Genomic DNA, 20,156 nt, shown 5'->3' with positions numbered 1-20,156 from the left:
TTCGTGCATGTCGTACTCGCCGGCGGCGGGACCGCCGGTCACATCGAGCCGGCCATGGCGCTCGCGGACGCGCTGCGCAGGCACGACCCGTCCATCGGGATCACCGCCCTCGGCACCGAGCGCGGCCTGGAGACCCGGCTGGTCCCGGAGCGCGGCTACGAGCTGGCGCTGATCCCGGCGGTGCCGCTGCCCCGCAAGCCGACGCCCGAGCTGATCACCGTCCCGGGCCGGCTGCGCGGCACCGTGCGGGCCGCCCAGGAGGTGATCGAGCGGGTCAACGCGGACGCGGTGGTCGGCTTCGGCGGCTACGTGGCGATGCCCGCCTACCTGGCGGCCAAGCGGGCCGGCGTGCCGATCGTGGTGCACGAGGCGAACGCCCGCCCCGGCCTGGCCAACAAGATCGGCGCCCGCTACAGCGACTTCGTGGCGGTCTCCACCCCGGACTCCAAGCTGCGCGACTCCCGGTACATCGGCATCCCGCTGCGCCGCACCATCGCCACCCTGGACCGCGGCACGGTGCGCCCGGAGGCCCGGCACTACTTCGGCCTGGACCAGCGGCTGCCCACCCTGCTGGTGTCCGGCGGCTCGCAGGGCGCCCGCCGGCTGAACGAGACGGTGCAGGCGATCGCCCCCCGGCTCCAGCAGTACGGCGTGCAGATCCTGCACGCGGTCGGCCCGAAGAACGAGCTGCCGACCATCGACGACATCCCGGGCATGCCGCCGTACCGCGCGGTGCCGTACCTGGACCGGATGGACCTGGCGTACGCGGCGGCCGACATGATGCTCTGCCGGGCCGGCGCGATGACGGTGGCCGAGCTGGCCGCGGTGGGCCTGCCGGCCGCGTTCGTGCCGCTGCCGATCGGCAACGGCGAGCAGCGGCTGAACGCCCAGCCGATGGTGAAGGCCGGCGGCGGCCTGCTGGTCGACGACGCCGAGCTGACCACGGACTGGGTGCTGAAGAACGTGCTGCCGGTGCTCACCGACCCGGCCAAGCTGTGGGAGATGTCGCGCTCCGCCGCCGAGTTCGGCCGCCGGGACGCCGACGACCTGCTGGTGCAGATGGTGTACGAGGCGATCGAGGCCGGCCGCGGCGGCCGCCGCCGTGGCTGACGAGGACTACGACGAGGAGTTCGGGGAGGACGGCGACGAGGCCCGTCCGCCCCGGCTCCGGCTGTCCCGCCGGGGCGTGCTGGTGCTGGTGGCGCTGGGCGCCCTGGTGCTCGGCGGGCTCGGCTGGACGGTGTTCTTCTCGTCCGCGCTGGAGGTCCGCCGGGTGGCCGTGCAGGGCCTGGACTCCGGGCAGTTGAGCCAGGACGAGGTGGAGCGGGCGCTCGGCCCCACCGCCCGCGGCCCGCTGGCCCGGGTGGACCTGGACGAGGCCCAGCGGCTGGTGGCGAAGGTGCCCCGGGTGGCCCGGGCCGAGGTGTGGCGCGGCTGGCCGCACACGCTGCGGGTGAAGGTGACGGAGCGTCAACCGGTGGCCGCGATCCGTGCCGACGACGGGCGGTTCGTCCAGGTCGACGCGCACGGTGTGGAGTTCGCCACCGGACCGCAGCCGCCGGCCGGGGTGCCGGTGGTGGCGCTCCAGCTGGGGCAGCCGGCCAACGACGCACTGTCCGTCATCGACCGTCCCACGCTGGTGCGTTCGGCCGTCACGGTGGCCGCCGGGCTGCCCGCGGAGGTGGCGAAGCAGGCCGGTTCGCTCACGGTCTATTCGTACGACGACATCCGGCTGCAGCTGTCCTCGGGGGCGACCGTGCGCTGGGGGAGCGCCGAGGAGACGGCCCGCAAGGCGCGGGTGCTGACGGCGCTGCTCGGCCGGAAGGCGTCGAATTACGACGTGAGTGCGCCGGATGCCCCGGCGGTGTCCGGCTGATCCGGTAAGTTCTGTGCCTGGGGGCGGTATTGACGGGGCCGAGGCTCCGGTCCGACCCTTGATGGTCACCCCGGTTTCACCGGGGGGTCGATGATCACATAGGCTCAAAAGAAAAAGGGAAGCTCGGCGTGTTCGTTGAAACACGCGCTGGTTGCGACCTACTGTCCTGTGTCAACGAGCTGTGCTCGACAATGAACTGACACCGGCACAGCCATAACCCTCAACCTCAAGTTTAGGGTTCGGGTTGGAACCACGTGCTTCCCACCCATCGACATCCGTCGGCCTTCGTATCCAGGGGAGCCGACCCGGAAATTCGAGGCGAGAGGCCCCGACGTGGCAGCACCCCAGAATTACCTCGCGGTCATCAAGGTCGTCGGCATCGGCGGCGGCGGAGTCAACGCCATCAACCGGATGATCGAGGTCGGGCTCAAGGGCGTCGAGTTCATCGCGATCAACACCGATGCGCAGGCCCTCCTGATGAGCGACGCCGACGTGAAGCTCGACGTCGGCCGCGAACTCACCCGCGGCCTCGGCGCCGGCGCCAACCCCGAGGTCGGCCGGAAGGCCGCGGAGGACCACCGCGAGGAGATCGAGGAGGTCCTCAAGGGGGCCGACATGGTCTTCGTGACGGCCGGCGAGGGCGGCGGCACCGGCACCGGCGGCGCGCCCGTCGTGGCCAACATCGCCCGCTCGCTCGGCGCGCTCACCATCGGCGTGGTCACCCGCCCGTTCACCTTCGAGGGCCGCCGCCGCGCCAACCAGGCCGAGGACGGCATCGCCTCGCTGCGCGAGCAGGTCGACACCCTGATCGTCATCCCGAACGACCGGCTGCTGTCGATCTCCGACCGCCAGGTCTCGGTGCTGGACGCGTTCCGCTCCGCCGACCAGGTGCTGCTCTCCGGCGTCCAGGGCATCACCGACCTGATCACCACCCCGGGCCTGATCAACCTGGACTTCGCCGACGTCAAGTCCGTCATGTCGGACGCCGGTTCGGCGCTGATGGGCATCGGCTCGGCCCGCGGCGAGGACCGTGCGAAGGCCGCGGCCGTGATGGCGATCTCCTCGCCGCTGCTGGAGGCCTCGATCGACGGCGCCCGCGGCGTGCTGCTGTCCATCTCGGGCGGCTCCGACCTCGGCCTGTTCGAGATCAACGAGGCGGCCCAGCTGGTCAGCGAGGCCGCCCACCCCGAGGCGAACATCATCTTCGGCGCCGTCATCGACGACGCGCTGGGCGACGAGGTCCGGGTCACCGTGATCGCGGCCGGCTTCGACGGCGGGCAGCCGCCGGCCATCGTCCGCGACCCGGTGGTCAAGTCGGCCTCCAGCTCGGCGTCGAGCGGCAGCTCCTCGTCGAGCACCCCGGAGCGCCCGGCGACCCGGCCGTCCTACGGTTCGATCGGCTCGGTCACCCGCTCCGAGGAGCCGGCCCGCCCGTCCGAGGCCCCGGCCCCGGCGACGGCGACCACCTCCCCGGTGCCGCCGCAGGTGCAGCCGGTGCGCCAGCCCTACGTCGAGAGCCCCGCCGAGGAGCTCGACGTGCCGGACTTCCTGAAGTGATTGGTACGGCCTTCCGCAACGGTGCTCACTTCGCCTCCACCACCCGGTGGGGCGGGGTGAGCACCGCGCCGTACGGGGAGCTCAACCTCGGCGGCGCAGTGGGCGATTCGCCCGAGAACGTCCAGCAGAACCGTTTCCTCGCAGCCCGGGAACTGGGACTGGATCCGGCCGATGTGGTCTGGATGAACCAGGTGCACGGCGCGGACGTCGCGGTGGTGACGGACCGCCAGCCCGCCGGGTACGCGCCGACCGTGGACGCGGTGGTCACCGACCGGCCGCTGGCCCTCGCGGTGCTCACCGCCGACTGCACCCCGGTGCTGCTGGCCGACCCCGAGGCCGGCGTGATCGGCGCGGCGCACGCCGGGCGCCCGGGCCTGGCCGCCGGAGTGGTCCCCGCCGTGGTCGCCGCGATGCGCGAACTCGGCGCCCGCCCCGAGCGGATCCTCGCCGCCACCGGCCCCGCCGTGTGCGGCCGCTGCTACGAAGTGCCGGAGGCGATGCGCGCCGAGGTGGCCGCGATCGTCCCGGCCGCCCGCGCCGAAACCTCCTGGGGCACTCCCGCCCTGGACGTGCCGGCCGGGGTCGCCGCCCAACTCGCCGAGGCGGGCGTCCATGATGTGGTGCGATCATCTGTCTGCACCCTCGAATCGCCGGACCACTACTCCTACCGTCGGGAGCAGCGGACCGGCCGACTCGCGAGCTACGTCTGGCTGGGGCCTCCACTCTCATGACGAACGACATCTACGGTCCGTTCCCGGGCGGGGCGGACTTCGCCGCCGCCCTGACGGACGCTCAGCGCGCCCGCTACGAGCAGCTCGGCGCCAACCTCGACGTGGTCGAGCGGCGGATCGCCGACGCCTGCGCCGCGGCCGGCCGCCCGCGCGAGGAGGTCACCCTGATCGTGGTGACCAAGACCTACCCCGCCGAGGACACCGCCCTGCTCGCCGGACTCGGCGTCACCGACGTCGCGGAGAACCGCGACCAGGACGCCGCGCCGAAGGCCGAGCGCTGCGTGAACCTTCCGCTCAGCTGGCACTTCGTCGGCCAATTGCAGACCAACAAGGCCCGTTCCGTGGTGCGTTATGCCGATTTGGTGCATTCGGTGGACCGCGCGCGCCTGGTGGACTCGCTGTCCGCCGCCGTTCGCAACGCCGAACGCCCCCCGCTGGGCTGCCTGGTGCAGGTCGCGCTCGACAAGGAGGCCGGCGAGGGCGAGCACCGCGCCGGCGTCGCCCCCGCGGACGTGCTCGCGCTCGCCGAGAAGATCGCCGACACGCCCGGGCTGCGCATGGACGGTGTGATGACGGTCGCACCGCTCGCGGGCCCCCTGGCGGGCGACCCCGCGCGCGCCTTCGCGCGCCTTGCGGAAATCGCAAGCGCCGTACGCGCGCAGCATCCGACTGCCACGATGGTTTCGGCAGGGATGAGCGGAGATTTGGAGCAGGCGATCGCCGCCGGAGCGACACATGTACGCGTCGGTACGGCGGTACTCGGAGTGCGGTCACCGCTCGGGTAACGTCACCGAGTAAGTAGATCAGACTGCAGGACAAAATAGGACAGAACCTAGCAGATGATCAGTCTGCTGGTAAACCGTGGATCGCATCCGAGCGCACACCTCCGCGGTTCTGACGGACCGTCGGCCTGACAGGCCGTGACCATCACGGCGTCCGCAGGCGAACGGTGGGCGCATGAGCGGAGGAGACAGCAGCATGGCCGGCGCGATGCGCAAAATGGCGGTCTATCTCGGCCTGGTCGAGGACGAGACCTACGACAGCCAGGGGTACGACCCCGACGACGACTACGACACGGACCCGGAGCCGATCCGCACCGGCCGCACCGAGGACCTCCGGTCCCCGGCCCCCGCCGCCGCGGCCGCCGCGCAGCCGGCGCCCGTGGCCCAGATCGCGCCCCAGCCGGTGCCCGCCGCGGTCCCGATCCGCCAGGAGCAGCCGCGCATGGCCCCCGTGTCGTCCATCACATCCGAGCGCCACCGCAACCTGGAGAAGAGCACCCCGGTGATCATGCCCAAGGTCGTCAACGAACGAGAGCCCTACCGCATCACCACGCTGCACCCGAGGACCTACAACGAGGCCCGTACCATCGGGGAACAGTTCCGTGGCGGTACGCCCGTGATCATGAATTTGACGGAGATGGACGACACGGACGCCAAGCGGCTCGTAGACTTCGCGGCTGGACTGGTCTTCGGTCTGCACGGCAGTATCGAGCGCGTGACACAGAAGGTGTTCCTCCTGTCGCCTGCTAACGTCGATGTCACGGCGGAGGACAAGGCTCGGATCGCCGAGGGTGGGTTCTTCAACCAGAGCTGACCCGGCCACGACTTTCTGTGTGGATCAATCGACAGTTCGTCGCTTGACGGACCGTCGGCCAGGGAGAGGGAGAAGCGATGGGGATCTTCGGTTCGGTGCTCTACTGGGTGCTGACCGTGTTCCTGCTGATCCTGCTCTTCAGGCTGGTGATGGACTGGGTGTTCCAGTTCGCCCGCTCGTGGCGTCCTGGGAAGGCCATGGTCGTGGTGCTGGAGGCCACGTACACTGTCACGGATCCGCCACTCAAGCTTCTTCGGCGATTCATCCCGCCGTTGCGTCTCGGGGGCGTGGCGCTCGACCTGTCCTTCTTCGTACTGATGATCATTGTGTATGTCCTGATCTCGCTCGTGCAGCGCCTGTCGTTCTGAACGATGCGACAGGATGCCGGTCCGACGATCACGTTGAGGTGAAGAGATGCCATTGACCCCCGAGGACGTTCGGAACAAGCAGTTCACGACCGTCCGGCTGCGCGAAGGCTATGACGAGGACGAGGTCGATGCCTTCCTCGACGAGGTCGAAGCCGAGCTGACCCGCCTGCTGCGCGAGAACGAGGACCTGCGCGCCAAGCTGGCGGCCGCCACGCGTGCCGCCGCGCAGAACCAGGCGAACATGCGCAAGGAGCAGCAGGCTCCGCAGGACGGCGGGCGCCCCGGCGCTCCCGTGCCCGCCGCCATATCCGGCCCGCCGGTGCCCGGCCAGCAGCAGGGCCCCGGTCCGCAGCAGCTCGGCGGCCCCCAGCAGGGCATGGGCAACCAGCAGGGGATGGGCAACCAGCCGCTCGGCCTGCCGTCCGGCGCGCCGCAGCTGCCCGCCGGCCCCCAGCAGGGCATGGGCAACCCGATGGGCAACCCCATGCAGCAGCAGATGGGCCAGACCATGGGCGGCCAGCAGCAGCTGGTCCAGCCGATGGGCGGTCAGATGCTGCAGCCGATGGGCAACCCGATGCAGCAGCAGATGGGGCAGAACATGCCCGGTCAGCAGCTCCAGCCCATGGGCGGCCAGCAGCTCCAGCCGATGGGCGGCCCGATGGGCGGCCCGATGCAGCAGCAGCAGGGTCCCGGTGGCGACAGCGCCGCCCGCGTCCTCGCGCTCGCCCAGCAGACCGCCGACCAGGCGATCTCGGAGGCCCGTTCCGAGGCCAACAAGATCGTCGGCGAGGCCCGCAGCCGCGCCGAGGGCCTGGAGCGCGACGCCCGCGCCAAGGCCGACGCGCTGGAGCGGGACGCGCAGGAGAAGCACCGCGTCGCGATGGGCTCCCTGGAGTCCGCCCGCGCCACGCTGGAGCGCAAGGTCGAGGACCTGCGCGCCTTCGAGCGCGAGTACCGCACGCGGCTGAAGTCGTACCTGGAGACCCAGCTGCGCCAGCTGGAGTCGCAGGCGGACGACTCGCTCGCCCCGCCGCGGATCCCCGCCACCGCGTCGCTGCCGCCGGCCGCGTCGTCGATGGCGCCCGCCGGTGCCGGTGCGATGTCCTCCTCGGCGCCGTCGTTCGGCTCCACCCCGTCCTTCGGCGGGAACCAGTCCTTCGGTGGCAACTCCTTCGGCAGCTCGGCCGGCACCCCGTCCTTCGGCGGCGCCTCCGCGAGCTCCAACGGAGCGATGGCCCCGGCGGGCATGACCCAGCCGATGGCGGCCGTGCGGCCGCAGCCCCCGCAGCCGATGCAGCAGGCCCCCGCTCCGATGCGAGGCTTCCTGATCGACGAGGACGGCGACAACTAAGCGGTCCCGCAACGCGCACTCGAAAGGGCGCCCTTGGCCACTGAGGCTGGGGGCGCCCTTCGCGTGGGTGCACGACCGGGGGGCGCGGACCGCAGGATCGCGCCGTGGGCAACGGCTTGCCGTCACGACGCGATCCTGCGGCGGGGCGCGGTACCCGCCGAGCGCCTACGCCTTGCGGAGGGTGAACTCCAGGGCGAGGCCCTCGTCGGCGAAGCGCGGGGCGTCGGGGTCCGTGATGGTGAGGCCGAGGGACTCGGCCAGGACCTCGGCGGCGATCAGGTTCTGGTGCTCGGTCAGGGCGGCGAGGGTGTCCTCGTCGGTGGTGGCGAGCTGGAGGTGGATGCGGTCGACGATCTCCAGGCCGGACTTCTTGCGGGCCTCCTGGATCTGCCGGATCGCGTCGCGGACCACGCCGAGGCGCTTGAGCTCCGGGGTGATCTCCAGGTCGAGGGCGACGGTGGCGCCGGACTCGTTGGCGACGGCCCAGCCCTCGCGCGGGGTCTCGGTGATGACCACCTCCTCGGGGGAGAGCGTCACGGTCTCGCCGTTCAGCTCGACCGAGGTCTCGCCGCCGGCCCGCAGCTCGGCGGAGAGCCGGGCGGCGTCCGCGGCGGCGACGGCCTTGGCGACGTCCTGGACGCCCTTGCCGAAACGCTTGCCGAGGGCGCGGAAGTTGGCCTTCGCGGAGGCGTCGACCAGCGAGCCGCCGACCTCGGACAGCGACTCCAGGACGGAGACGTTGAGCTCCTCGGCGATCTGGGCGCGCAGCTCGGCGGAGAGCTCCTCCCAGCCCTGGACGGCGATCAGCGCGCGGGACAGCGGCTGACGGTTCTTCACGCCGGACTCCGCGCGGGTGGCGCGGCCGAGCTCGACCAGGCGGCGGACCAGCACCATGTCCTTGGACAGCTCGGTGTCGATCAGCGTCTCGTCGGCGACCGGCCAGCTGGACAGGTGCACGGAGACCGGGGCGTCCGGGGTGACCGGGACGACCAGGTCCTGCCAGATCCGCTCGGTGATGAACGGGGTCAGCGGGGCCATCAGGCGCGTGACGGTCTCCAGCGCCTCGTGCAGGGTGGCGAGCGCGGCGGCGTCGCCCTGCCAGAAGCGGCGGCGGGCGCGGCGGACGTACCAGTTGGACAGGTCGTCGACGAAGCCCGACAGCAGCTTGCCGGCCCGCTGGGTGTCGTACGCCTCGTAGGAGGCGTCCACCTCGCGCACCAGGGTGTGCAGTTCGGACAGCACCCAGCGGTCGAGCGCGGGACGGTCGGCCGCGGCCGGGTCGTTCGCGGACGGCGCCCAGTGGACGGTGCGGGCGTACTGGGCCTGGAAGGAGACGGTGTTCCAGTAGGTGAGGAGGGTCTTGCGGACCACCTCCTGGATCGTCCCGTGGCCGACCCGGCGGGCCGACCAGGGGGAGCCGCCGGCGGCCATGAACCAGCGGACGGCGTCGGCGCCGTGCTGGTCCATCAGCGGGATCGGCTGCAGGATGTTGCCCAGGTGCTTGGACATCTTGCGGCCGTCCTCGGCCAGGATGTGGCCCAGGCAGACGACGTTCTCGTACGAGTTCTTGTCGAACACCAGGGTGCCGACGGCCATCAGCGTGTAGAACCAGCCGCGGGTCTGGTCGATCGCCTCGGAGATGAACTGCGCCGGGTAGCGCTGCTCGAACAGCTCCTTGTTGCGGTACGGGTAGCCGTACTGCGCGAACGGCATGGAACCCGAGTCGTACCAGGCGTCGATCACCTCGGGCACCCGGACCGCGGTGGTCGAGCACTGCGGGCAGGGGAAGGTGACCTCGTCGATGTACGGGCGGTGCGGGTCCAGGCCGGACTGGTCGGTGCCGGTCAGCTCGGAGAGCTGGGCGAGCGAGCCGACGCAGGTCAGGTGGTCGTCCTCGCAGCGCCAGATCGGCAGCGGGGTGCCCCAGTAGCGGTTGCGGGACAGCGCCCAGTCGATGTTGTTGTTCAGCCAGTCGCCGAAGCGGCCGTGCTTGACCGTCTCCGGGTACCAGTTGGTGGCCTCGTTCTCGCGGATCATCGCGTCCTTGACGGCGGTGGTCCGGATGTACCAGGACGGCTGCGCGTAGTACAGCAGCGCGGTGTGGCAGCGCCAGCAGTGCGGGTAGCTGTGCTCGTACGGGAGGTGGCGGAACAGCAGGTCACGGGCCTTCAGGTCGGCGACCAGGGTCTCGTCGGCCTTCTTGAAGAACACCCCGCCGACCAGCGGCACGTCGGCGGCGAAGGTGCCGTCGCTCTCCACCGGGTTGACCACGGGCAGGCCGTAGCGGCGGCAGGTCGCGAGGTCGTCGGCGCCGAACGCGGGCGACTGGTGGACGATGCCGGTGCCGTCCTCGGTGGTGACGTACTCGGCCGTCAGCACGTAGTGGGCGTCCGGGATCTCGACCAGCTCGAACGGGCGCCGGTAGTGCCAGCGCTCCATCTCGGCGCCGGTGAAGGACTCGCCGGTGGTCTCCCAGCCCTCGCCGAGCGCCTTGCCGACCAGCGGCTCGGCGACGACCAGGCGCTCGTTGCCGTCGGTGGCGACCACGTAGGTCACCTCCGGGTGGACGGCGGCGGCGGTGTTGGAGACCAGGGTCCACGGCGTGGTGGTCCACACCAGCAGGGCGGCGTTCCCGGCCAGCGGGCCGGAGGTGAGCGGGAAGCGCACGAACACCGAGGGGTCGACCACGGTCTCGTAGCCCTGGGCCAGCTCGTGGTCGGACAGGCCGGTGCCGCAGCGCGGGCACCACGGGGCGACCCGGTGGTCCTGGACCAGCAGGCCCTTGTCGAAGATCTGCTGGAGCGACCACCACACCGACTCGATGTACGAGGGGTCCATGGTGCGGTAGGCCTGGTCGAGGTCGACCCAGTAGCCCATCCGCTCGGTCAGCTCGGCGAACGCGTCGGTGTGCCGGGTCACCGACTCGCGGCACTTGGCGTTGAACTCGGCGATGCCGTACTTCTCGATGTCCGGCTTCCCGGAGAAGCCCAGCTCCTTCTCCACCGCGAGCTCCACCGGCAGGCCGTGGCAGTCCCAGCCGGCCTTGCGGGCCACGTGGTAGCCCTTCATGGTGCGGAAGCGCGGGAAGACGTCCTTGAAGACGCGGGCCTCGATGTGGTGCGCGCCGGGCATGCCGTTCGCGGTGGGCGGGCCCTCGTAGAACACCCACTCGGGGCGGCCCTCGGACTGCTCCAGGCTGCGCTGGAAGATCTTCTGGTCCTGCCAGAAGGAGAGGATCTGGTGCTCCAGGGCAGGCAGGTCGACCTGCGGCGGAACGAGGTTGTAGGTGGGCGACATGGGGTGCGTCTACCTCCGGCGGATGCGTGGACTGGCTCCGACGGAGGGACGAGACGGCGAGCCGCCCCGCGGTACCACCCTCCTTGACCGCGCGCGCTGCGGCCCTCTCTTTGGGTTTGCTGCCGGGTCTAGTGGGCCCTGGACGGGCCGTTCTTCCGGCGGCTCCGGGGTGATCTTCCCGCCGTGCACACCCCCGGGCTCGCACCGTCCCCGGGTCGCTCATGGCTGCGTACGTCGGTACTCGTCCCATCTGCGCCTTGCACGGCCCAGTGTATCGGCCCCCGCAAGCCGTTTCGCGCACCCGCGAGCCGGGTCCGCGGTGGTTAGCCCCGAGCGATCTGGGCACAACTTGTGCAGCGCCGGCACCGACGGCGGCTGGCCGGGTGGGATCGGAGAAACGCTTCGGTATGTCCCGTTGTAGGCGGATTCGATGAGGTTTATCGTTCCGGGACCGGCAAGATCGTCGGGAACCGACGCTTCTGATCATTCGTGAATGAGGTCGAAAGCCATGGCTGAGAAGGCGACAGGAACCGTGACCGCCAGGTCGCGCAAGGCCGTGGCGGGCGACCCAGGGGAGGGGACCGTGAGTACTGCGCGGCGAAAGACCGGCACCACCGGACACACCGCGGCCAGCAGCCGCACCCACGTGCCGGCCGGCTCCGGCGCGCGCGGCGGCGCCGAGGCGGTCGACCCGGCCGACCTGCCGGTCCGCCCCGGCGAAGAGCCGTGGACGGCCGCCGAGGTGGCCGAACTCCACGACGAACTGGCCGCCGACCTGCTCCGGCTGCGCTCCGAGATCGAGGCCTCCGAGGCCGCCATCGCCGGCCTGATGCGGGACTCCAACGACGGCGCGGGCGACGACCAGGTCGACGCCGGCACCAAGAACATCAACCGGGAGAGCGAGCTCTCGCTCGCCAACAACGCGCGCGACAGCCTCGCCCAGACCGAACGCGCCCTGGCCCGCCTCGAAGGCACCGGCTTCGGCCTGTGCGAGTCCTGCGGCCAGCCCGTCGGCAAGGCCCGCCTGCAGGCCTTCCCGCGCGCCACCCTGTGCGTCAGCTGCAAGGCCAAGCAGGAACGCCGCTGACCCCGGTCCGCGCCCCGGCCGCCCCGTACGCCGCGCATTGTCGTACGGGGCGGCCAACGGGCCCACGGGTGTCGTACTCTCGTCCCCGTAACGACGACCGGCTTTTCCCACGGCAGCGGAGCGGATCATCAGCACGCCAGGTTCCCACCAGACCCAGGACGACGCCGTCCCCAGCGCCCCCTCCGCCGAGGCGGGTGACCGGGTGAGCCCCGCCGCGCCCGAGGAACGCCCCGCCCGCAGCGGCGCCACCGCCGCCGACGGCGCCCGCGCGGTGGTCCGCCGCCGCCGGATCAGCGTCCTGCTGGTCGTCGCGCTGCTCGCCTACCTGATCGACCTCGGCTCCAAGCTGCTGGTCGTCGCCAACCTGGAGGACCGCACCGCGCCGATCCAGGTCATCGGCGACTGGATGACCCTCCAGGTGATCCGCAACGGCGGCGCCGCGTTCGGCATGGGCCAGGCGATGACCATCCTGTTTACCGCCATCGCCGCCGGCGTCATCGTGGTGATCTGGCGGATCGCCCGCCGCCTGTACAGCCTGCCCTGGGCGATCGCCCTCGGCCTGCTGCTCGGCGGCGCCCTCGGCAACCTCACCGACCGGCTGTTCCGCTCCCCGTCCGCGTTCCGCGGCCACGTGGTCGACTTCATCTCGGTCCAGCACTTCGCCGTCTTCAACCTCGCCGACTCGGCGATCGTCTGCGGCGGCATCCTGGTCGTCCTGCTCTCCTTCCGCGGCTCCAACCCGGACGGCACCGTCCACGGGGCGCCGGCCGCCAAGGCCGAGGAGAAGCCCGCCGCCGACGGCGAGGACGGGCAGCCCAAGGCCTGACCGGCCCGCCGGCGTGAGAGGCGGCGTGAAAGGGGCGGGTACGGGTCGGGCATACTCGGGTGGGTGAGTATCGCAGCGCAGACCCGTAGCCTCCCCGTACCCGACGGCCTGGAGGGCGAGCGGCTGGACGCCGCCCTGGCCCGGATGTTCGGGTTCTCCCGCACCAAGGCCGCCGAGCTCGCCGCCGAGGGCAAGGTCACCCTGGACGGCGCGGTCGCCGGGAAGTCGGACCGGGTCACCGCCGGATCCTGGCTGGAGGTCGAGATCCCCAGCCCCGCCGCCCCGGTGCAGATCGTCGCCGAGGCCGTCGAGGGCATGCGGATCATCCACGACGACGACCACGTGGTCGTCATCGACAAGCCCGTCGGCGTCGCCGCGCACCCCAGCCCCGGCTGGACCGGCCCCACCGTCATCGGCGGCCTCGCCGCCGCCGGCTACCGGATCTCCACCTCCGGCGCCGCCGAGCGCCAGGGCGTCGTGCACCGCCTCGACGTCGGCACCTCCGGGATCATGGTGGTCGCCAAGTCCGAGCGCGCCTACACCGACCTGAAGCGGCAGTTCCACGACCGGGTCACCGAGAAGAAGTACAACGCGCTGGTCCAGGGCCACCCCGACCCGCTCTCCGGCACCGTCGACGCGCCGATCGGCCGCCACCCCAGCAGCGACTGGAAGTGGGCCGTCACCCGCGACGGCAAGCCCTCCGTCACGCACTACGACCTGATCGAGGCGTACCGCGCCGCGTCCCTGCTCGACATCAAGCTGGAGACCGGCCGCACCCACCAGATCCGGGTGCACATGTCCGCGCTGCGCCACCCCTGCGTCGGCGACCTCACCTACGGCGCGGACCCGACCCTCGCCAAGCGCCTCGGCCTGACCCGGCAGTGGCTGCACGCCGTCTCGCTCGGCTTCGAACACCCCGAGGACGGGCGCTGGGTCGAGTTCACCTCCGCCTACCCCGACGACCTGCAGCACGCGCTGGACGTCATCGCCGAGGAGAGCTGAGATGACGGTGGCCATCCGGGTCGCCGCGACCGAGGACGAGCTCGCCCAGGTGTGGGCGGTGCGGCGCACCGTGTTCGTCGAGGAGCAGCAGATCCCCGCCGAGCTGGAGTACGACGAGTACGACGCGACCTCGGCGCACCTGCTCGCCGTCGGCGAGGACGGCACGCCGCTCGGCACCGCGCGACTGATCTCCGGCGCGGAGGCGCTCACCATCACCGGCGGCGTCGCGGACCGGGTGCTGCTCGGCCGGCTCGCCGTCGTCGCGGCCGCCCGCGGCACCGGCCTCGGCGCCCGGCTGGTGCGGGCCGTCGAGGAGCTCGGGCGCGAGCGCGGCGCGAAGGAACTCGAACTGCACGCGCAGGTGCAGGCGCTGGGCTTCTACGAGCGGCTCGGGTACGCGGCCGAGGGGCCCGAGTACGACGACGCGGGGATTCCGCACCGGACGATGACGCGGGTGCTGTAGCCGTTCCGGACGAACGGGTGGGCGCGGGCTGACGGGACGTCGGCCCGCGCCCGCTGCGTTCGTGGGCACCGGGGACCGGGGTGCCCGGGTGGCGCTGGGTGGCGCTGGTGGGGTGCCGGGCGGTGTTGGGTCGGTGTTGGGCGGTGCTAGTCGGTGCGGATCCGGGGGAGGGACTCCGGGTGACGGTCCCTCAGGTAGGCGATCAGGTGTTCACGGGCGGCCAGCTTGAGGTTGCCGGCGTCGTCCGGGTTGCGGGCCGTCATCAGGGCGCGGACCACGATGGTGGACGGCGTGGTGTCGGTGACGGTCAGGGACCAGTCCTCGCCGTCCCACAGGTCGGTGGAGGCGAGGAAGCGCTCCAACTCCGCACGCAGCGCCTCGACCGGGGTGCGGTGGTCGAGGTGGAGCAGCACCCAGCCGAGCAGGCCCGGATCGCGGCGGGTCCAGTTCTCGAACGGCCGGGAGACGAAGTACGACACCGGGACCACCAGGCGGCGCTGGTCCCACAGGCGCAGCACCAGGTAGGAGAGGGTGATCTCCTCGACCGTCCCCTGCTGCCCCTCCAGCACGACCGTGTCGCCGATCCGGACGGTGTCGCTGAACGCGATCTGCAGGCCCGCGAAGAAGTTGCCGAGGGTGGACTGCGCGGCGATGCCGGCGACGATGCCGATCAGGCCCGCGGAAGCGAGGAGGCTCGCGCCGACCGTGCGCATCGCGCCGAACGTCAGCAGCATCGCGCCGACCGTCACCACCCACACCAGGGCCGAGCCCACCCGGCGGACCAGACCGAGCTGGGTCCGGACGCGGCCGATCCGGGAGGCGTCCTCGGTGACCGTCTCGTAGCGGGCGAGGACCGCTTCCAGCGTCGCTGCCAGGACTCTGACGGTGAGCCAGCCGAGAGACGCGATCAGCGCGAGGAGCACCGTGTGGCGGACGGCGGCGTCGTCGTGGTGGGGGAAGAGGCGGCGGGTCGGGTGGAACAGCAGCAGGAGTGCGGTCAGCAGCGCCAGTTGGAAGGGGATCCGGCAGCGGCGCAGTGACTCCCAGACCGGGGAGTCGGGGTGGCGGGCGGCGAGACGCTGGAGGATCTGGTCGACCAGCCAGCCGGCGAGGAAGGTGGCGAAGATCGCGGAGAGCAGGCTGGCGAGCGGCCACAGCACGGGGCACCTCGGGGCGTGCGCGAGGGGTGGGGAATTGCACGATAGCGTGCTGGTTGGGGATGGTTTGGGACCTTTGCGCCCAGGGTTCTGCGCCCGCCCGTCCGCCTTTGGCCTGCGCCTGCGGAACGGGATGGATGGGGGAGGGTGGTCGGTGCGGGGCGGTGGTTGGAGCTTGCGCCTGGCCGTCCGTTCGTGGCCCGTCTGCGGAGGGTGAGGGGGTGGGGTGTGGGTTAACGAAGGTCCTACTCGGGGCGTGGTTAGGATCGGCGACTATGGGGTTCGCTGAGGCGTGGCGTGAGTGGGTGATGCGTCGGCGGGTGGTGGTGGCCGGGGCGCGGTGGTGGCGCTGTTGGTCGGTGGGGGTGCGGTCGCGGCCGTGGCGGGGGAGCCGGCGGCCGTGCATCGGGAGGACCGGTTCCTGGAGGTTTCGGAGGGGGTCCGGATCGACACGTCGTTCTTCACGGCGGGTGGGTCGGGGCGGCGGCCGGCGGTTCTGCTGGCGCACGGGTTCGGCGGGTCGAAGGACGGGGAGCGGCAGCGGGCGGAGGAGTTGGCCCGGGCCGGGTACGCGGTGTTGACGTGGTCGGCGCGCGGGTTCGGGGAGTCCTCGGGGCAGATCGGGTTGAATCAGCCGGAGCGTGAGGTCGCGGACGTGTCGCGGCTGGTGGACTGGCTGGCGCAGCGTCCCGAGGTGCAGTTGGACGGGGCGGGGGATCCGCGGGTCGGGGTGACGGGCGCCTCGTACGGCGGGGCGGTGTCGCTGCTGGCGGCGGGGTACGACGGGCGGATCGACGCGATCGCGCCGCAGATCACCTGGTGGAACCTGGCGGATGCGCTGTTCCCGCAGGCGGCGCAGGGGAGTTCGGCCGCGGACGGGGTGTTCAAGAAGCTGTGGGCGGGGATCTTCTTCACCACGGGTTCGGCGTCCGCGCCGACGGGTGCGAAGCAGGACGGGCAGCAGGGCCCGGTGGGCTGCGGGCGGTTCCGGGACGAGCTGTGCGCGATGTACAACCGGATCGCGGCGGCCGGGCGGCCGGACGCGGCGGCCGTGCAGGTGCTGGAGCGGTCGAGCCCGTCCTCGGTGGCGGAGCGGATCAAGGTGCCGACGCTGGTGGTCCAGGGGCAGCAGGACTCGCTGTTCCCGCTGGACCAGGGCGACCGGATCGCGAAGGCGGTGGCCGCGAACGGCGCGCCGGTGGCGGTGGACTGGTTCGGTGCGGGCCACGACGGCGGGCAGGAGAGCAGCACCCGGGTCGACGACCGGGTGACGGCGTGGTTCGACCACTGGCTGAAGGGCTCCGGCGGTTCGACCGGCCCCGCGTTCCGGGTCACCCGCACGGGCGGTGTCGACTCGACGGGCTTCCAGGCGGTGCTGCGCGGCGCGGACGCCGACAGCTACCCCGGGCTGGGCGGAACGGCGCAGCGCAGCGTGGAGTTGACGGGCCGTGAGCAGCGGATCGCGAACCCGCCGGGCGGGTCGCCGCCGAACATCTCGACGCTGCCGGGCATCGGGGCGCTGTCGCAGCTGTCCTCGGTGGGCGCGGGCCTGTCGATCGACTTCCCGGGCCAGTTCGCCGCCTTCGACTCCGCGCCGCTCGGCGGCGCGCTGCACCTGACGGGTGCGCCGACGGTGGCGGTCCGGGTGTCGGCGGACGTCCCGGAGGCGGTGCTGTTCGCGAAGCTGTACGACGTCGCGCCGGACGGGAAGCAGTCGCTGCCGCAGCAGTTGGTGGCCCCGCTGCGGGTGACCGGGGCGGACGCGGCGGGCGGGCGGACGGTGCAGGTGGCGCTGCCGGCGGTGGACCACGAGTTCCCGGCCGGGCACCGGCTGCGGCTGGTGCTGGCGTCCACGGACCTGGCGTACGCCTCGCCGGCGCAGGCCGCGACGTACACGGTGGCCGCCGCGGGCCCGTTGGGCGTGCCGACGGTGGATCGGCTGCGGACCGAGGCCGCGCCGGTGCCGAACCGGACCTGGGTGCTGCCGCTGGTGGCGCTGGCGATCGGCGGGGTGCTGGTGTTCGCGCGGCGTCGGCGGGTGGCGCCGCCCGCGCCGGACCCGGAGCTGGCCGGGGTGCCGTTGCAGATCACCGGACTGTCGAAGAAGTACCAGGGTTCGGTGGACCGGTACGCGGTGCGGGAGTTGTCGTTCCGGGTGGAGGCCGGGCAGGTGCTCGGCCTGCTCGGGCCTAACGGGGCGGGCAAGACCACCACGCTGCGGATGCTGATGGGCCTGATCCGGCCCGACGAGGGCGAGATCCGGGTGTTCGGGCACGCGATCCGGCCGGGTGCGCCGGTGCTGTCCCGGGTCGGGGCGTTCGTCGAGGGCGCGGGTTTCCTGCCGCACCTGAGCGGGCGGGCCAACCTGGAGTCGTACTGGGCGGCCACCGGGCGTCCGGTGGAGGACGCGCACTTCGCGGAGGCGTTGGAGATCGCCGGGCTCGGCGAGGCGCTGGAGCGCGCGGTGCGGACGTACTCGCAGGGCATGCGGCAGCGGCTGGCGATCGCGCAGGCCATGCTGGGGCTGCCGGACCTGCTGATCCTGGACGAGCCGACCAACGGGCTCGACCCGCCGCAGATCCGCGAGATGCGGGAGGTGATGGTCCGTTACGCCGCGGCCGGGCGCACGGTCATCGTCTCCAGCCACCTGCTCGCCGAGGTCGAGCAGTCCTGCACCCACCTGGTGGTGATGGAGCGCGGCCGGCTGGTGGTGGCCGGGCCGACCGCGGAGATCACCGGTGCGGGTGAGCAGTTGCTGGTGAGCGTCGAGGACGGCTTCGCGGAGACGGCCGCGGTCGCGGAGAAGCTGGCCGCGACGGACGGCGTCGAGTCGGCGCAGGCGGTGGACGGCGGGCTGCTGGTCCGCCTGGACGGTCTGCCGGTGAGCCGGCTGACCGCCGAACTGGTGCGCCTGGGCGTGCCGGTGACCGGCATCGGCCCGCAGCGACGGCTGGAGGACGCGTTCCTGTCCCTGATCCGAGGAGCGGCATGAGCAGCACGGTGGTGGAGACGGCGGCGCCCGGGTACCGGCCCGGGCGGACGCTGCCGCTGCGGGTGGAGGCGATGCGGCAGCTGCGGCGCCGCCGCACGCTGGTGATCGGCGGGGTGCTGGCGCTGCTGCCGTTCGTCGTCCTGGCGGCCTTCCAGATCGGCGGCACGCCCGGCCGGGAGAACCGCACCACGTTCATCGAGCTGGCCACCGCGTCCGGCGCGAACTTCGCCACCACGCTGCTGTTCATGGGCACCGGCTTCCTGCTGGTGATCCCGGTGGCGCTGTTCTGCGGCGACACGGTGGCTTCGGAGGCGAGCTGGTCCTCGCTGCGGTACCTGCTGGCGGCGCCGGTGCCGCGGGCGCGGCTGCTGGCGCGGAAGTTCCTGGTGGCGATGGCGTTCTCGGCCGCGGCGATCGTGCTGCTGCCCGCCGTCGGCCTGGTGGTCGGCACCGCCGCGTACGGGTGGGGCGACCTGAAGCTCCCGACCGGGGCGACGCTGTCCGCGACGGAGGCGCTGCCCCGGCTGGCGCTCGCCGTGCTGTTCGTCTTCCTGGCGGAGATCGTGGTCGGCGCGCTGGCGTTCTGGCTGTCCACCGCGACGGACGCGCCGCTGGGCGCGGTCGGCGGCGCGGTGTTCGCGTCCATCATCACGGGCGTGCTGGACGCCGTCACCGCGCTGGGCTCGCTGCGCGAGTGGTTCCCCGCGCACTGGCAGTACGCCTGGGCGGACGCGCTGCAGCCGCAGTTGGAGTGGGGCGGGATGATCCAGGGCGTGGTGCTGTCGCTGTCGTACTCGGTGATCCTGCTGGCGCTGGCCTTCCGCGGCTTCGCGACCAAGGACGTGGTGTCCTGACGTCCGGTCAGAAACCGCGGAACACGCCGTCGGCTCCCGCGGCGCGGAGGAAGTCGGCGTAGTCCAGGTTGGCGAGCGACAGGTTGTTCTCGACGCTCCACAGTGCGGCGGCGGCGACCCGGAGGGCCGGGGCCGCCGGGTCGCGCAGATCGGCCGCCAGCAGCGGGAGTTCGGGGTCAGCCAAGGCCCGGCGGTCGGCCAGCACCAGCAGCGGGGCGCCGTGATCGGGCGGCAGACGGGCCGTCAGGGCGGCGACGCCGAGGCCCGCGAAGGCAGGGTCGTCGACCTCGGCGACGACGGGCGTGAATCCCTCGGCGCTGGGGGTGGCGACCGTCCGGCGCAGGCGGTGCCAGGCGGCGGAGTCGGTGAAGTCGGTGCGCACCAGCAGGGCGGCGCCCCGGGCGGGCGGCAGTCGACGGGTCATCGGGCGCCGTCGCGGAGCAGCAGCAGGTCGAGGGCCCGGGCGTGGGCGTGGGAGGCCCAGGTGGGGAGGTGCTCGGTGAGGAACCAGGCGGCGTCCTCCAGGTCCTCGTCCTCCAGGTGCTCGGTGGGGTGCCCGGGGAGCGCCTCCGGGTCGAGCGCGTCGAGGTCGGCCAGCACGGCGGGGAGCGCGGCGTGCGGGGTGAGGGTGGGGCAGGGCCAGGGGCCGTCGTCGGTGGCGCCGTCGGGCCAGGGCCAGCGGCGGGACCAGAGGGTGGCGAGGGCCGGCAGGCGCAGGGTGTGGAAGACGCCGGTGAGTTCGTCCCAGTGGCGGCCGGTCAGGACCACCTCGCCGAGCGGGGTGCCGAGGGTGCCCGCGAGGGCCGGGAGCAGCGCGGTGTAGCGGGAGTCCGCGCCGGCCCGCAGGCGGCCGGAGAGCAGTTCGGTGAGGGCCGCGGACGCCGGGACGCCCGGCAGCCCGGGCCCGCCCGAGCCGGGCAGGCGCAGCAGCAGCGCGGCGTCCACCGCGAACGCGGTGACGTACTGTTCGGCCATGTCCGGAACTCTTCCCGAGGGGTG

The 20,156-nt window shown here is 72.4% G+C and carries 18 protein-coding genes; 14 read left to right on the top strand and 4 right to left on the bottom strand.

What is annotated here, in order from left to right; all coding sequences use genetic code 11:
* Positions 1-3 precede the first annotated feature (3 nt).
* The 8 genes from murG (at position 4) to KCH_RS10105 (ending at position 7,479) form a co-directional block, all read left to right on the top strand.
* Positions 4-1,110: an undecaprenyldiphospho-muramoylpentapeptide beta-N-acetylglucosaminyltransferase gene (gene murG, locus KCH_RS10140; RefSeq protein WP_035861656.1), complete on the top strand. Its 1,107-nt coding sequence runs from the start codon at positions 4-6 to the stop codon at positions 1,108-1,110.
* Positions 1,103-1,876, top strand: a complete 774-nt coding sequence (locus KCH_RS10135) for a cell division protein FtsQ/DivIB (protein ID WP_035861653.1) — start codon at positions 1,103-1,105, stop codon at positions 1,874-1,876. Before murG ends, KCH_RS10135 begins: the two co-directional genes overlap by 8 nt.
* 333 nt (positions 1,877-2,209) lie before the next feature.
* Positions 2,210-3,433 (top strand): cell division protein FtsZ, encoded by a 1,224-nt coding sequence (ftsZ, locus tag KCH_RS10130; RefSeq protein ID WP_035861650.1) that lies wholly within the window; start codon positions 2,210-2,212, stop codon positions 3,431-3,433.
* On the top strand, positions 3,430-4,164 hold the full coding sequence (gene pgeF, locus KCH_RS10125; RefSeq protein ID WP_035861646.1) for a peptidoglycan editing factor PgeF: 735 nt from the start codon (positions 3,430-3,432) through the stop codon (positions 4,162-4,164). The genes ftsZ and pgeF overlap by 4 nt, the downstream gene beginning before the upstream one ends.
* Positions 4,161-4,949 carry a YggS family pyridoxal phosphate-dependent enzyme gene (locus tag KCH_RS10120; RefSeq protein ID WP_244305264.1) on the top strand — a complete coding sequence of 263 codons (789 nt, stop codon included), beginning with the start codon at positions 4,161-4,163 and terminating at the stop codon, positions 4,947-4,949. Before pgeF ends, KCH_RS10120 begins: the two co-directional genes overlap by 4 nt.
* 193 nt (positions 4,950-5,142) lie before the next feature.
* Positions 5,143-5,760 (top strand): cell division protein SepF, encoded by a 618-nt coding sequence (locus tag KCH_RS10115; RefSeq protein WP_035861643.1) that lies wholly within the window; start codon positions 5,143-5,145, stop codon positions 5,758-5,760.
* A 77-nt stretch (positions 5,761-5,837) separates the two neighbouring features.
* Positions 5,838-6,128, top strand: a complete 291-nt coding sequence (locus KCH_RS10110) for a YggT family protein (RefSeq protein WP_033216891.1) — start codon at positions 5,838-5,840, stop codon at positions 6,126-6,128.
* Positions 6,129-6,174: 46 nt separating this feature from the next.
* Positions 6,175-7,479, top strand: coding sequence for a DivIVA domain-containing protein (locus KCH_RS10105; RefSeq protein ID WP_035861640.1), 1,305 nt, complete (start codon positions 6,175-6,177; stop codon positions 7,477-7,479).
* Positions 7,480-7,644: 165 nt separating this feature from the next.
* On the opposite strand, the gene ileS is transcribed toward KCH_RS10105, so the two are convergent.
* On the bottom strand, positions 7,645-10,776 hold the full coding sequence (gene ileS, locus KCH_RS10100; protein ID WP_035861637.1) for an isoleucine--tRNA ligase: 3,132 nt from the start codon (positions 10,774-10,776) through the stop codon (positions 7,645-7,647).
* Between the two features lie 583 nt (positions 10,777-11,359).
* On the opposite strand from ileS, the gene KCH_RS10095 reads away from it, so the two are divergent.
* The 4 genes from KCH_RS10095 to KCH_RS10080 all read left to right on the top strand — a co-directional run bounded on the left by KCH_RS10095 (position 11,360) and on the right by KCH_RS10080 (position 14,154).
* Positions 11,360-11,863, top strand: coding sequence for a TraR/DksA family transcriptional regulator (locus KCH_RS10095; protein ID WP_035861634.1), 504 nt, complete (start codon positions 11,360-11,362; stop codon positions 11,861-11,863).
* 124 nt (positions 11,864-11,987) lie between these two features.
* Positions 11,988-12,689 (top strand): signal peptidase II, encoded by a 702-nt coding sequence (gene lspA, locus KCH_RS10090; protein ID WP_425268893.1) that lies wholly within the window; start codon positions 11,988-11,990, stop codon positions 12,687-12,689.
* Positions 12,690-12,752: 63 nt separating this feature from the next.
* Positions 12,753-13,691, top strand: coding sequence for an RluA family pseudouridine synthase (locus tag KCH_RS10085; RefSeq protein ID WP_035861630.1), 939 nt, complete (start codon positions 12,753-12,755; stop codon positions 13,689-13,691).
* Position 13,692: 1 nt separating this feature from the next.
* Positions 13,693-14,154, top strand: a complete 462-nt coding sequence (locus tag KCH_RS10080) for a GNAT family N-acetyltransferase (protein ID WP_035861627.1) — start codon at positions 13,693-13,695, stop codon at positions 14,152-14,154.
* 146 nt (positions 14,155-14,300) lie between these two features.
* Here KCH_RS10080 and KCH_RS10075 read toward each other — a convergent pair whose 3' ends face one another.
* Positions 14,301-15,314, bottom strand: coding sequence for a mechanosensitive ion channel family protein (locus KCH_RS10075; RefSeq protein WP_035861623.1), 1,014 nt, complete (start codon positions 15,312-15,314; stop codon positions 14,301-14,303).
* Positions 15,315-15,660: 346 nt separating this feature from the next.
* On the opposite strand from KCH_RS10075, the gene KCH_RS10070 reads away from it, so the two are divergent.
* Positions 15,661-18,303 (top strand): alpha/beta fold hydrolase, encoded by a 2,643-nt coding sequence (locus KCH_RS10070; protein WP_035871413.1) that lies wholly within the window; start codon positions 15,661-15,663, stop codon positions 18,301-18,303.
* A complete protein-coding gene (locus tag KCH_RS10065) occupies positions 18,300-19,157 on the top strand; it encodes an ABC transporter permease (protein WP_035861621.1) in 858 nt (285 codons plus the stop codon). The genes KCH_RS10070 and KCH_RS10065 overlap by 4 nt, the downstream gene beginning before the upstream one ends.
* Positions 19,158-19,164: 7 nt before the next feature.
* Here the strand turns inward: KCH_RS10065 and KCH_RS10060 are convergent, their stop codons facing one another.
* Complete coding sequence (locus KCH_RS10060; RefSeq protein ID WP_051652935.1) at positions 19,165-19,581, bottom strand: DUF6924 domain-containing protein; 417 nt, start codon at positions 19,579-19,581, stop codon at positions 19,165-19,167.
* Complete coding sequence (locus KCH_RS10055; RefSeq protein WP_035861618.1) at positions 19,578-20,132, bottom strand: hypothetical protein; 555 nt, start codon at positions 20,130-20,132, stop codon at positions 19,578-19,580. The genes KCH_RS10060 and KCH_RS10055 overlap by 4 nt, the downstream gene beginning before the upstream one ends.
* Between the last annotated feature and the right edge of the window lie 24 nt (positions 20,133-20,156).

The sequence above is a fragment of the Kitasatospora cheerisanensis KCTC 2395 genome (genome assembly GCF_000696185.1).
GTDB classification, from domain to species: Bacteria; Actinomycetota; Actinomycetes; order Streptomycetales; family Streptomycetaceae; genus Kitasatospora; species Kitasatospora cheerisanensis.
Note: the sequence above shows the minus strand (reverse complement) of the source record. Positions and strands in the feature narration are given on the sequence as shown.